Origin of the sequence: Paenarthrobacter sp. C1, from assembly GCF_049315185.1 — a bacterium.
GTDB classification, from domain to species: domain Bacteria; phylum Actinomycetota; class Actinomycetes; order Actinomycetales; family Micrococcaceae; genus Arthrobacter; species Arthrobacter nicotinovorans.
In genome coordinates, this window is sequence record NZ_CP186052.1 from 4,262,450 (window position 1) to 4,275,067 (window position 12,618).

At 64.3% G+C, this 12,618-nt stretch carries 9 protein-coding genes and 1 rRNA gene; 5 read left to right on the forward strand and 5 right to left on the reverse strand.

The features are described 5' to 3' along the window. Window positions 1-115 precede the first annotated feature (115 nt). The 4 genes from ACNAOU_RS19930 to ACNAOU_RS19945 all read left to right on the forward strand — a co-directional run bounded on the left by ACNAOU_RS19930 (window position 116) and on the right by ACNAOU_RS19945 (window position 5,532). On the forward strand, window positions 116-2,059 hold the full coding sequence (locus ACNAOU_RS19930) for an FAD/NAD(P)-binding protein (RefSeq protein ID WP_422757582.1): 1,944 nt from the start codon (window positions 116-118) through the stop codon (window positions 2,057-2,059). A gap of 79 nt (window positions 2,060-2,138) precedes the next feature. Further along, window positions 2,139-2,657: a GNAT family N-acetyltransferase gene (locus ACNAOU_RS19935; protein WP_026267222.1), complete on the forward strand. Its 519-nt coding sequence runs from the start codon at window positions 2,139-2,141 to the stop codon at window positions 2,655-2,657. A 3-nt stretch (window positions 2,658-2,660) separates the two neighbouring features. Next, window positions 2,661-4,388: a helicase HerA-like domain-containing protein gene (locus ACNAOU_RS19940; protein ID WP_354627581.1), complete on the forward strand. Its 1,728-nt coding sequence runs from the start codon at window positions 2,661-2,663 to the stop codon at window positions 4,386-4,388. Window positions 4,389-4,539: 151 nt separating this feature from the next. Beyond that, window positions 4,540-5,532: a hypothetical protein gene (locus ACNAOU_RS19945; RefSeq protein ID WP_179128412.1), complete on the forward strand. Its 993-nt coding sequence runs from the start codon at window positions 4,540-4,542 to the stop codon at window positions 5,530-5,532. Window positions 5,533-5,707: 175 nt separating this feature from the next. Here ACNAOU_RS19945 and ACNAOU_RS19950 read toward each other — a convergent pair whose 3' ends face one another. From ACNAOU_RS19950 to ACNAOU_RS19965, 4 genes are all read right to left on the reverse strand, one after another. Continuing rightward, window positions 5,708-7,681, reverse strand: coding sequence for an NHL domain-containing thioredoxin family protein (locus tag ACNAOU_RS19950; protein WP_018778111.1), 1,974 nt, complete (start codon window positions 7,679-7,681; stop codon window positions 5,708-5,710). Next, entirely contained in the window at window positions 7,681-9,903 is a 2,223-nt protein-coding gene (locus tag ACNAOU_RS19955) for a cytochrome c oxidase assembly protein (RefSeq protein ID WP_422757583.1), read from the reverse strand. Before ACNAOU_RS19955 ends, ACNAOU_RS19950 begins: the two co-directional genes overlap by 1 nt. A 122-nt stretch (window positions 9,904-10,025) precedes the next feature. Beyond that, entirely contained in the window at window positions 10,026-10,313 is a 288-nt protein-coding gene (locus ACNAOU_RS19960; RefSeq protein WP_011776355.1) for an HU family DNA-binding protein, read from the reverse strand. Window positions 10,314-10,526: 213 nt separating this feature from the next. Then, a complete protein-coding gene (locus tag ACNAOU_RS19965) occupies window positions 10,527-11,087 on the reverse strand; it encodes a GNAT family N-acetyltransferase (protein ID WP_055972987.1) in 561 nt (186 codons plus the stop codon). 201 nt (window positions 11,088-11,288) lie between these two features. On the opposite strand from ACNAOU_RS19965, the gene ACNAOU_RS19970 reads away from it, so the two are divergent. Then, complete coding sequence (locus ACNAOU_RS19970) at window positions 11,289-12,341, forward strand: patatin-like phospholipase family protein (RefSeq protein ID WP_422757584.1); 1,053 nt, start codon at window positions 11,289-11,291, stop codon at window positions 12,339-12,341. A 61-nt stretch (window positions 12,342-12,402) separates the two neighbouring features. Here ACNAOU_RS19970 and rrf read toward each other — a convergent pair. Further along, window positions 12,403-12,519 (reverse strand): 5S ribosomal RNA (gene rrf, locus ACNAOU_RS19975). Window positions 12,520-12,618: the final 99 nt, after the last annotated feature.

Consider the following 12,618-nt stretch of genomic DNA (forward strand, 5'->3'; position numbering starts at 1 on the left):
TTGCGTGGGTTGACGGTGCGTGACGCATGGTGAACGGCGGTTACCGGCGCCTCGACCCATGCACCCAAAGCTCCCTAGATTGGGCATCACCAACCACTGCATTCCAGGAGATCCCATGCCGTCACGAGTTCCCGCCATCGCCTTCATTGGCGGCGGCCCGCGCACGGCCGGCGTCCTGGAACGGTTGGCCGCCAACCGGCCCGGCCTGTTCGAGGGTCCCCTTCACATCCACGTCATTGAGCCCTACCAGCCAGGCTCCGGGCGGATCTGGCGCTATGACCAGAGTCCGGGGTTGCTGCTGAACTCCACCGCAGCCGATGTCACCATGTTCACTGACGAGTCCGTGACGTGCGAGGGGCCGTCCGTACAAGGACCGGGACTGTCCGCCTGGGCCGCCGGAGTACTCGATGGCAGCATCCGTGATGTTCCTCCTTTGGAACCGCACCTGCTCGCCCAGCTGCGCTCGCTGACCCCGGCGTCTTTCCCCACCCGGCAGCTACAGAGCAAATATCTGGAGTGGTTCTTCGGCCGCGCCGTCAGCGCACTGGGCCCCGAAACAACGGTGACGGTGCACCGCGACACAGCCACCGGCGTCGAACGTTCCGGCGCTGACAGGCACAGCGTGCGGCTGGCCTCCGGCGGCGAGGTTGTTGCCGACGTCGTGGTGTACTCGCTGGGCCACACGGATTCCCTTGTTGACCGCGAGTCCGCCCGCCACAGCGACTTCGCTGCCCGGTACGGCGGCTTCCACGCCCCGCCGTCGTACACCACGGATGTCGACTACTCCGGGATCGAGGCCGGTCAGGACGTGATCGTCTCCGGCATGGGACTGGCGTTCGTGGACTTGCTGGTGCTGCTGTTCGAGGGCCGCGGGGGCCGCTTTGAAGAACGGCCCGACGGCGAACTCGACTACGTGCCTTCCGGCGCCGAACCGCGTCTCTGGGCGGGGTCGCGACGCGGCGTGCCCTACCACTCCAAGATCTCCTCGACCCTGCGCAGTCCTGTGGAGCGTCCGCGGTACTTCACCGCCGAAGCCGTCGGCGCCCTGCTGGCCGGGCATCACGAGCTGGATTTCCGTACCCAGCTGTGGCCGCTGATCGCCAAGGACGCAGGTTACGCCTACTACCGCGAGCTCTTCACCGGCTACCCTGAGCGGGTCCTGGGCACCTGGGCCGCGTTTGAAGCCCGGTTCGATGCTCTCGACTGGTACAGCCCGCAGCGCGAAGAACTGGTGGCGGTCTCCGTGCGGGACGCTGCCCTGCACCTCGACTTCGAAAAACTGGACCACCCGCTCAGTGGCTGCGCGTTCGCCGATCACGACTCGGTACAGCGTTCAGTCGCCGCCTATATCCAGCGGGACCTGGACCTTCGGACCGGCCCGGACCATTCCGAGACCCTGGCCCTGTTCACCGCATTATTGTTCGTCTACATGGACCTTGGCCGGCTGGTCCCGCAGGAGCGGCTGAACGCACGGTCCCAGCAGTCCATCCATGGGTGGTGGCACGGCTTCTTCAGCTTCGTGGACTCAGGGCCGCCGTCGCACCGGCTCCGGGAGATGCTCGCGCTGCACAGGGCCGGGTTCTTGAAATTCCTGGGCCCCGGCATGTGGGTACGAGCCGATGATTCCGTGGGCCGCTTCGTGGCGGGGTCCTTCCAGTCGCCCGTGGTGGTGGATGCATCCGCCTACATCGAGGCGCGCCTGCCTTCCGCTTCCGTGGAACGTTCGGCGAATCCCGCTTTGGCGGACCTGCACGACGCCGGATGGGGCACCGAGCAGCGGCTGCTCACTTCCGAGGGCCCACACTCCACCGGGAAACTCCTGATCTCCGGGAATTACGAGGTATTGTCCCCTGTTGGTACACCACAGAATGGTTTGTTTGCCGTGGGGCCGTGGACCTCGGGCTGGGGTGCCGGAGCCTTCGCACGCCCCAACACCAACGCAGCCCCGTTCCGGGAGAACGACGCCCTCGCGCGCAGGATCCTGGCCACGGTTGCTGCCACGTTGGAGGGAGCCGGCGCGAGTGCCCCGGCCTCGGTTCCAGCGCCCCATCCCAACTAGGGGACAGCAAGCGTCGCACTGAACCGCCATGACAGCAGTTGCTGTCCCCCACTCGGGTTCCACCTACGAAAGGCCAGACATGACAACAACGCCAACCCTGCCGACGTCGGGCCTTACCGTCCTCAGCCTGCCCATGCGCGATCCCCGCGTCCGCCCGCTCCTGGACGAGCTCGCCGTCGAATACAACACCCGATACGGTGACCTGTTCAGCAGCGAGGGCGCGGCCGAAGAATTGAACCGCTACCCCGCCGAGGAATTCGCGCCGCCGCACGGAGCGCTCATCATCATCCAGGAAAACGGTGAATCCGTGGCCGGTGGCGCCTTCCGCCGCTACGACGAGCACACGGCCGAGCTCAAGCGGATCTGGACCCACTCCGCCCACCGCAGGCGCGGACTGGCTCGCCTGGTCCTGGCCGAACTCGAAAACGAAGCCCGTCGGCGCGGCTACCGGAAGCTGTACCTGACCACCGGTCCACGCCAGCCCGAGGCGAAGAATCTGTACCTCGCCACGGGGTACAAAGCCCTGTTCGACCTCGCCGCGGACCCCGAAGACATCAAGCATTTGGCCTTCAGCAAGGATCTTGCCAAGCCCAGCTAAGCTATGCGCATGGCCAACGAACCCAAAGCAACAACTGCTGAAAAACTCGCCACCATCCAGCAGGGGTACACCCTGCAAGGTGCCACCATCGAGCTGGGTGCCGCGATCGTGGACGGTGAAGTCCACAAGGAAGCCCAGGTCCGCCTGCCCCTCGCCATGATGAACCGCCACGGCCTTGTGGCAGGCGCTACCGGCACCGGCAAGACGGTGACGCTGCACATGATCGCCGAACAACTCTCGACGGCGGGCGTCCCGGTTTTCCTCGCGGACATCAAGGGTGATCTGTCCGGATTGGCGACGCCGGCCACCGGCAGTGAAAAGCTGACGGCACGTACGTCCTCGCTCGGCCAGGACTGGCAGGCCAAAAACTTCCCGGTCGAGTTCCTTTCGCTCGGCGGAGACGGCAACGGCATTCCGGTCCGGGCCACCATTACCTCGTTCGGGCCCATCCTGCTTTCCCGCATCATGGACCTCAACGACACCCAGGAGTCCAGCCTCCAGCTGATCTTCCACTTCGCGGACCAGAAGAACCTTGAACTGATCGACCTCAAGGACCTCCGCGCCGTGATCCAGTTCCTGACCTCGGACGAAGGAAAGGCCGAACTCGCCGAACTGGGCGGGTTGTCGAAGGCCACCGCCGGTGTCATCCTCCGCGAGCTGGTCGGCTTGGAAGCGCAGGGCATGGAGAAGTTCTTCGGCGAACCCGAGTTCGACACCGCCGAACTGCTCCGCACAGCACCGGACGGCCGCGGTGTCATCAGCTGCCTGGAACTGCCCACGCTCCAGACCAAGCCCCTCCTGTTTTCCACGTTCCTCATGTGGCTCTTGGCGGACCTGTTCGAGGACCTCCCCGAAGCCGGAGACCTCGACAAACCCAAGCTCGTGTTCTTCCTGGACGAGGCCCACCTGCTGTTCAACGACGCCTCCAAAGCCTTCCTCGACGCCATCACCACCACCGTGCGGCTGATCCGTTCCAAGGGCGTGGGTATCTTCTTCGTCACCCAGACCCCCAAGGATGTCCCGGCCGATGTCCTGGGCCAGCTGGCCAACCGCGTGCAGCACGCCCTGCGCGCCTTCACCCCCGAGGACGCCAAAGCCTTGAAGGCCACCGTGTCCACCTTCCCTGTCAGTGACTACGATCTCGAAGAGACCCTGACGTCAGCCGGCATTGGCGAGGCCGTCATCACCGTCATGAACGAAAAGGGCGCCCCCACGCCTGTGGCGCTGACCCGGCTCCGTGCCCCCGAGTCGGTCATGGGCCCCAGCGCCGACGATCTCATCAAGAGCACCGTCGCCGCGTCCCCGCTCCTGGCGAAGTACGGGACAGCCGTAGACAACCTCTCGGCCTACGAGAAACTCAATGGCCGGGCAGCCGCACCGACAGGCGATGCCGCACCGGGGCTGCCGCCCGTGCCATCTTCCGGCACGCCCGTTGGAACATCCCAAGCGGACATAGACGCCGAAGCCCGCCGCATCGAGGAAGAGATCCTGGGACGGCCCAGTTCACGGCCGTCCACTTCAACCACCGACTCCTACCCGGCGCCACCCGCTCCCCAGCCTGTCCCCCAGCAAGCACCACCACAGGACAGCGGCATGTTCGGCGACATCGCCGGAGCCCTTGGCGGCGCACTGGGCGGTGGCCTCAAGAGCATGGTCCGATCCATGGGAACGCAGCTGGGCCGGGACCTCATGCGCGGAGTTTTTGGCACGTCCTCACGTCGCCGGCGCTAGCTTCGCCAGCCTGGTTGAACCACGACGCCGGGTGGCAGCGACGCCTGCTGCCGCCCGCCGTCGGGCTTCTCCAGACGGCTGATAAAACGTCATAACGGGTACCTCCTGCACGGCGTGGGCTGTTGCGGCAGGTAACGTAAAGGGCGTGCAGTTGAGTCAAGCGTTCGTCAAGACCGCAGCCGGATGGCTGCTCGGTCTGATGCTTGCTGTCGTCGGCGCGATCGTCTGCATCAACCTGGTGGGCTCTTCCGTGGCCAGTCCGCAGCAGCCCGTCAAGGAGTATCTGCAAGCGCTCCAGGACGGCAAAGGCGAAGAAGCCCTGGGCCTCCTGCGGGCCAAAGTGCCCAGCGCCAACGCGGCCATGCTCGACGGCACGGCCCTCCAAACCGCCGCTTCCAAGTTGTCGGACGTCCATGTGGGGAATCCCGAATCCCGCAGTGCAAACCGGGTAGCCGTTCCCGTGGACTACACCTTGGACGGCAGCCGGCTCCACACGGAATTCCTCATGGAACGAACCGGTACGCAGTGGCTGTTCTTCGGGAAGTGGGCGTTCGTGCCCACCACCCTGCCCACCATTGATGTGACCGTGGTGAACTCCAGCGAAGCCACCCTCAACGGCGTTCCCGTCAACATGCCCAACGGCCGCAACACGTTTGCCGTGTTCTTCCCGGGCAAGTACGAGGCCAGCCTTAACGGTACTTATTTCGAAGCTCCCGCAACCTCCGCGCTCGTCACAACGCGCGACGGCGGACAGGCCCCCCTGAACCTGCAGACCCGGTCCACCAAAGCCATGAACGATGCCGTGGCCGGCAAAGTGCGCGAATTCCTGGACACCTGCGCAGCCCAGGCCACCGAACAGCAGCGCCTGCAGCCCGACTGCCCGTTCTACCACGTCAGCAATGCCCGGGTAGTGGACGGCACCATCAAGTGGGCCATCACGGAGTATCCCAAGATCACCATTGAACCGTTCAGCGGCAAATGGGTTGTTGCTCCGTTGAACGGCAAGGCTACGCTGACCGCCCGGGAGGTCAACCTGTTCACGGGACTCGTGAACGACCTCAACGTGGAGCACGACTTCAGTTTCACCACCCAGTTGGATGTCAGCGGCGACACTGTGACGGTTACACCCCTGCTGACGTTCTAGCCTGCGGGAAAAACCCTTTTGTACTGGTTTTTGGTACTGCAGGGCTGGTTTTTGGTACTGCAGGGCTGGCGCCGCCAGCGTAGTGGCACGCGGCCTTTGGGGATCAGGCCCCGGTGAAAACAGAACGGCCCGCCTCCTGCCCGGTGTGGGAGGAGACGGGCCAGCTGCGTGGGGTTTAGTCCATGCCGCGGAGGTCCAGCACGAGCTCAGACTCCCCGTCGGCCTGCAGGACCACCGGAATGCCCCAATCCTGCTGGTACAGGTGGCAAGCGGCGTGGTCCGGGATTTCGCCGTCTTCGGTTTCCGGTCCATCACAGGCGGCCGCGCGGGCCGTGATGTGCAGGATTCCTTCGGGGACATCCGCCGACAATTCAAGCGTGCGCAGGAGACCCACCGAGGTCCCGCCTCCGGAAACCAGGAGCTCGGGCGGTGTGGAGGAAATCTTCATCTGGGTGGGATCGCCCCAGCGGTCATCAAGCTTTTGACCGGTGGGAGCCTTGAAGCGCACGGCCAGTTCAAGGGTACCGGGCGTGACCGGGCTCTTGGGGCGGTGCGTCTGCGATGCGCCCTCGTCCACCTGTTGGGCTTCCTTGGGGATCGGTACCAGGACCAGCTGGTGCTTGTTCGATTCCACCACTACCAGCAACGGATCGCTGCCTTCCACCTGGACCACCACGACGTCGCTCGGCTCAGCGAGGCCCCGGGCCAGGGTGGAGACGGACTTGGTGGCGGGGTCGTAGCGGCGCACAGCCCCGTTGTAGGTATCGGCGATGGCCACGGAATTGTCCGGCAGCACAGTTACGCCCAAAGGGTGCTGCAAGCGGGCTTCGGCGGCTTCCCCATCACGGAAGCCGAAATCGAACAGGCCCTTGCCCACTGCGGTTTCCACGGTCACGCCGGAATCGCTGACCACCAGGCGGCGCAAGGACGATGTCTCCGAGTCAGCTACCCAGATGTTGTCTTCGCCGTCGATTGCCAGGCCGGAGGATTGTGCGAACCAGGCTTCCTCGGCTTTGCCGTCCAGCAAACCTTCAAGACCGGAGCCGGCCAGGATGGAGACCTCATTGGCCAGGGGGTCGAAAGCGAAAATCTGGTGTGTGCCGGCCATGGCGATGACCACCTTCTGCAGCTTTTCGCTCCAGACCACATCCCAGGGCGAGGAAAGGGACACTTCCGTGCCGCGCCCGAGAGCACCAACATCCAGGGCGTCCCCGGCGAAGTCAGCCGGACCGTCGTCGTGGTGTTCAGACCAAGTACCGGCGCCGGAGTCGGTGACACGGGCGGGGCCGGTGTCCAGGAGCCGCTGCACTCCGTTGCCTGCGATCGTCTGGACGTATCCCGAGCTGAGGGTGACGCCGCGGAGGCGGTGGTTGACGGTGTCGGCCACCACGGCGTCGTAGCCGAGCTTCCAGGCCAGCTCCGACGGCAAAAGGGTGACGCCCTGGGGTTCGTTGAACCGGGCAATTTCCGATTGCCCGTCCAGGTAGCCCTTGGTGCCGGACCCGATGATCCGCTCCACGGTCTCCAGATCCGGGCGCAACTCCACCAAACGGTGATGGCCGGAATCCACCACCAGGTAGTTTCCGTTGGCGAGCTGGGTCGCCTTACCGGGGAACCGCAGAGTGCCCGACGTCGGCACAGGGGCTACGTACGGACCGTCACCGCGGTGGAGGGTCCCCTTGGCTTCATGTTCAGCGACGAGTTCTTCGAGCAGGACGGCGAGGCCGTCTGCGTGGCCCTCGCCGGAAAGGTGGGCCACAATGTAGCCCTCGGGGTCCACTACCACCAGCGTGGGCCAGGCACGGGCGGTGTACGCCTTCCAGGTGGCCAGTTCGGGGTCATCCAGCACAGGGTGGTGGATTTCGTAGCGTTCGACGGCTGATGCCAAAGCGACAGGATCTGCCTCGTGCTCGAACTTGGGCGAATGAACGCCAACGGTTACCAGGACGTCCGAGTACTTTTCTTCCAACGGACGCAGCTCGTCGAGAACGTGCAGGCAGTTGATGCAGCAGAAGGTCCAGAAGTCGAGAAGCACGATCTTGCCGCGCAGGGACTCGAGGTCCAAGGACTTCCCACCGGTGTTGAGCCAGCCGCGGCCCTCGAGTTCGGAGGCCCGGACCCGGTGTTGGGTACGTACGGTTTCGCTCATCAGCGTCCTTCCAGCTTGGTGTTCGGGTCGGTGTGCCCGGAATTGTCGTTCGTGGGGCGCTCGGCCGGGGCTGTTGTGGTTGCCCTGGCAGTGCGGCTTGCAAGCTTGGCATCACGCTCAGCCAGCCGGGCAAACATATCGTTGTAAGCACTGAGATCGGCGTCGTTATTCCTGTCGGCCGCACGATCCACCCGGCGCTTCTCCCGTTCGTCGGACCGGGACCACATTACTGCCACGCCGATGGCCACCAGCAGCGTGGGGATTTCGCCGATGCCCCAGGCAACGGCGCCGCCCAATTGTTGGTCTCCCAGGGCCGAGGGGCCCCAGGCGCGTCCGAGGTTGCCGAAGTAGTCCGCAGCGAGCAGGCCGGTGCCACCCATGATGGATACGCCAAAGAACGCGTGGAAGCCCATGGTTGCCAGAAGGAGCAGCAGCCGCATCGGATACGGTGCACGGCGTGGCAAAGGATCGCTGCCGATCATGCTCAGGACAAAGATGTACCCGGTCAGCAGGAAGTGGAGGTTCATCAACTCATGGCCCACGTGCTCACGCATGGCCAGACCAAAGAGGTCCGAGTAGTAGAACAAGACGATGGAGCCCGCGAAGTTTGCCGCCGCGAACAGGGGGTGCGTGACCACTTGGGAGAACCTGGAGTGTACAAACAGGAGCAGCCATTCCCGCAGGCCACGGGAGCCATGGGTACCTTCACCCCGGGACGGCAGGGCCCGAAGGGCCAGCGTCACCGGAGCGCCGAGAACCAGGAAGATGGGAGCCACCATAGTGAGGGCCATATGGTCCACCATGTGCGCAGAGAACAACACCCGGCCGTAGACAGCGGGCGGGCCGGACGTGATGTAGGTCAGGACCACCAGGCCGATCATCCAGTTCACCGTCCGGAAAACGGACCACTGGTCGCCACGGCGCCGGACCTTGACGATGCCCATGATGTAGGAGACGGCTCCAAACAACGCCACGCCTACCCACAGCCAGTCAAAGCGCCATTCGGTCAGCCAGCGCGAAGGGGTGAGTTCCGGTGGCAGCTCGTATCCGGAAAGGATGAACGACGGCGACGCGTCCGGGGCGTAGGTGGTGGGCTGCGGCGGAGCCGAGCGACCCAACGCGACGGCGAGTCCCGACGTCGCGCCCATCACCAGCAGCTCAACCAGAACCAGCTGCCACAGCACCCGGCGCGCAGACATGGAGCCGTTCTTGCCGAGCTGCGGGATAACCCATTGGCGGTGCATGAAGCCGATACCGCCCAGCACCAACGTTGCGAGGGCCTTGGCCACAATGAGTTGACCGTAAGAGGAGCCGAAGAGGTCGGCCGGGTTGGTGACCCGGATGGCAGCGTTGATGACACCGGAAGCGAACACCAGGACGAAAGCGAAACCTGCCAGGGACGAGAATCGCCGAAGGGTCTGCTCCGTAATGTCCGGGGTCCCCTTCGTCCGGGAACCGGTGAGGATTCCGGACAGGACCGCCAGCATGATGATGCCGCCAACCCAGGTGGAGACGCCCACCAGGTGGAGGCCAAGGGAGTTGATGGCGCCCTCGTGATCGCTTGAACTGGAGGAGTGGCCGATGAGCGCCGTTGGAATCAGCCCGATCAGCGCGAGCACAAGCGTGAACGCCAGGTGCGTCAGGGACCGGACCCCGAACAGGGCTGTAGTGACCACGGCGGCAATAATGGTAACGGCCAGCCAGGCCTTGCCGGTTTCGATGTCCGTCATGAAGTAGACCAGCGAACGGGTGAACTCCGCGTCCCCGGAAAGCGGCTGTCCGGCGACGTCCGAATAGGTCAGGACCAGGACGGCGACTGCGGACAGTGTCCACGCAGCGCCAGCGGCGGCGGCAACCGCGAGGGCCCGGGCAAATGCCGGATGCTCGACGGCGTCGGCGTCTTTCTCGCGGGACCGGGAGCCGCCGAGGTTCTTCGGCAGGATGCCCACGGCAAAGATCAGGCCGCCAATCACCGTGGCCACCGACACGTTGTGGATGGCTTTGGCAAACGGAAGGCCCCACCTGACCAGGGCGCCGGGATCTGAAACCTGGCGGGCCGCCGACGCGCCGGAGAAGATCAATGCCCCCGCAAGGGCGACGATCAGGACCGCCAGGCCCGCCAATTGCCAAGGAAGGGAAATCCCCGCGACTGTGGACCCTCCACGCGCTCCCGGCTTGGGAGGAGTCGAAGGGACAGTTGCGGAATTTCTTGCTGATGGCACTTATCCATTGTCCGCTACCTGTCGCCGGGCTGCGAATCGACAGTGCGCTATGTGCATTAACCCAAAGAAGAAGGGGCGGCAACCATCAGGTTGCCGCCCCTTCAAGGCCTATGCCGAAGAAGTTACTTCTTCTTGGCGACAGCTGCCTTCAGCTTGGAGCCAGCGGTCAGCTTGACGCTGTGGCCGGCTGCGATCTGGATGGTTTCGCCGGTCTGCGGGTTGCGGCCGGTGCGAGCTGCACGGTCGGTGCGCTCAACGGCGAGCCAGCCCGGGATGGTGATCTTCTCGCCGGCGGCGACAGATGTCTCGAAAACTTCGAACAGTGCATCGAGCACGGAGTTGACTGCTGCCTGGCTGGTGCCAGCCTTGCCTGCTACCTCTGCAACGAGTTCACTACGGTTCTTAGCCATTTACGTCCTCCTGGACTCATACGTTTTTGAGCTTTCAAGCGGAATGCGAGCAAGCCACTGTTCGAAAACTTACCAGCTTGCGATGCCATGGCCAGCAAATTCCGCGTGTTTCCGCGCCTTTTTGACCAAAATCACCGGAATTTCGGGGTTTTTGGAGCCATTTAAGCCCTTGGCGTACCCTGCGTCCTTGCCGCTGCTCCTGCGCCGTGCCGGTCAGAACAGGATGCGCTGGAACAAAACGTGGTCCTGCCACTCGCCAGCGATCTGAAGGTAGGACGGCGCTACGCCGATCCTGTCAAAGCCGCAGCGCCCCAGGACAGCCTGCGACGGGGCGTTGTGGAGCAGGGTTGCGGCCTGGATCCTGTGGAGGTCCAGTTCCTGTGTGGCCATATCGACGACGGCGGCTACCGCACCTGACGCGGCGCCCCTGCCTGTACAGTTCTGGTCGATCCAATAGCCAAGGTTGGCATTCCGGAAGGGACCTCGGACGATGCCGGTCAATGTAATCATCCCGTAAACGCCCCGGTCGCCGGTGATGACCCAGGGCACTTCGCTGCCGGCCGCGTACTGGTCGATCTTGGCGCGAATGACGGCTTCCTGGCCATGCTCGGTGAAGAATCCGTCGTCGCGGGTGGGCTCCCAGGGCGCCAGATGTCCGCGATTACGCAGGTACGCGCCAGCCAAATCCGCGGCGTCTGAAAGCTCAAGTGGACGAAGAAGCAACTGGTCACCACTATGGCCTTGGCCGATGGGCACACTTCGCACGAGATTCATCCCCAGACTCTACCGCCGGCTCCTTGGCCAATTGCGCAGGTGGCCGCAGAGTGATAGCTTTCGGGTGATCGTGAACAATCGGCAGGAGGTGAGACCCATGTACGCAGTATCCACCGTGGGCGCTCCCTGCATTCCACGATCCCGCGACTAAGCTGGTCGCTATCAGGAGCGCCCGTCACGCACATCGCGAAAGGCGTTCACTTGAACACTTCCTCTTCTTCACCTTTTAGCAACAGTTCGACGGCGGCATCCGGCCGCGCGGGCACCGTCCAGTCCCAGGTTGAGTCCGGCTCCGCCGTCCAGCAACCGTCCAACAGGCAGCGGGCATTGGTCCTTGGCGGCGGCGGCTCCACAGGCAACGCATGGCTCATCGGCGTCGTCGCTGGCCTTTTCGACGCCGGACTGGATGTCGCCACCCCCGAGCTCACCATCGGCACATCAGCGGGGTCCACCGCGGCGGCCCAACTGGCCGGAGCCAGCCCTGTCGAGCTCTTTGAAGCCATGCTCAATTCGGTCCCACAGAAACCCGCAGGCGCTCATAAGTCCGCACCCCGCCAAGCTGCCGCCGTGCCCGTTCGTTCCGTGCCCGGACCAAATATGGAAACGGGACGCACTGCCACAAGACCCGTGGTGGATCACATGGAGCGAACCGGCAATATCATGAAGGCCTCCTCCGACATGGCGGACATGCGCCGGCGGCTTGGAGCGGCCGCCGTAGAGATCGCCGCTTCCATGGAAGGTGCCAGCGCGCGCTGGCGGGACACAGTGGCAACCCGCTTGCCGCAAGCCCAGTGGCCGGAAAGAGCGATTCTCCTGACAGCCGTCAATGCCCGGACGGGTGAACCGGTGGTGTTCGACCGGGAGAGCGGCGTGGATCTCGTGGACGCAGTGGCTGCCAGCTGCGCCAGCGGTTTTGCCTACAGCATCGGCGACGAGCAATACATCGACGGCGGCTACCGTACCAACGCCGAGAATGCGGACCTGGCGGCCGGATACGGAAGCGTGCTGGTGTTGTCACCCTTCGGTGGGCGAACCCGGACTCCTGCTGAATGGGGCATGCATCTCGCTTGCCAAGTGGACGCCCTGCGCGCCGGCGGCAGCCAGGTGGAAACAGTCATCCCGGACAGCGAAGCCGAGCATATGTTCGGCGTCAATGCGATGGACTTTTCCCTAAGGCCGGCCGCCGCTCGTGTCGGCTTTGAACAGGGCCGGGTCCTGGCTTCCCGGTTGGCCGGCTTCTGGGCTGCGCGTTAGCGTTACGTGGTGTGTTAAATGGAAGAGCCCCAACCGTGGTTGGGGCTCTTCGTTAATGGTTGTCCGGCGGTGTCCTACTCTCCCACACCCTCCCGGGTGCAGTACCATCGGCGCTGTGGGTCTTAGCTTCCGGGTTCGGAATGGGACCGGGCGTTTCCCCCACGCTATGACCGCCGTAACTCTGTTACCCGTCCCAACCCCGCGTTGGTGTGGGGGTGGGTGGGAAGCTTGTGGTTACAACTGTGGTGTTATGTAGTTGTTGTTGGTTCCTGGAACG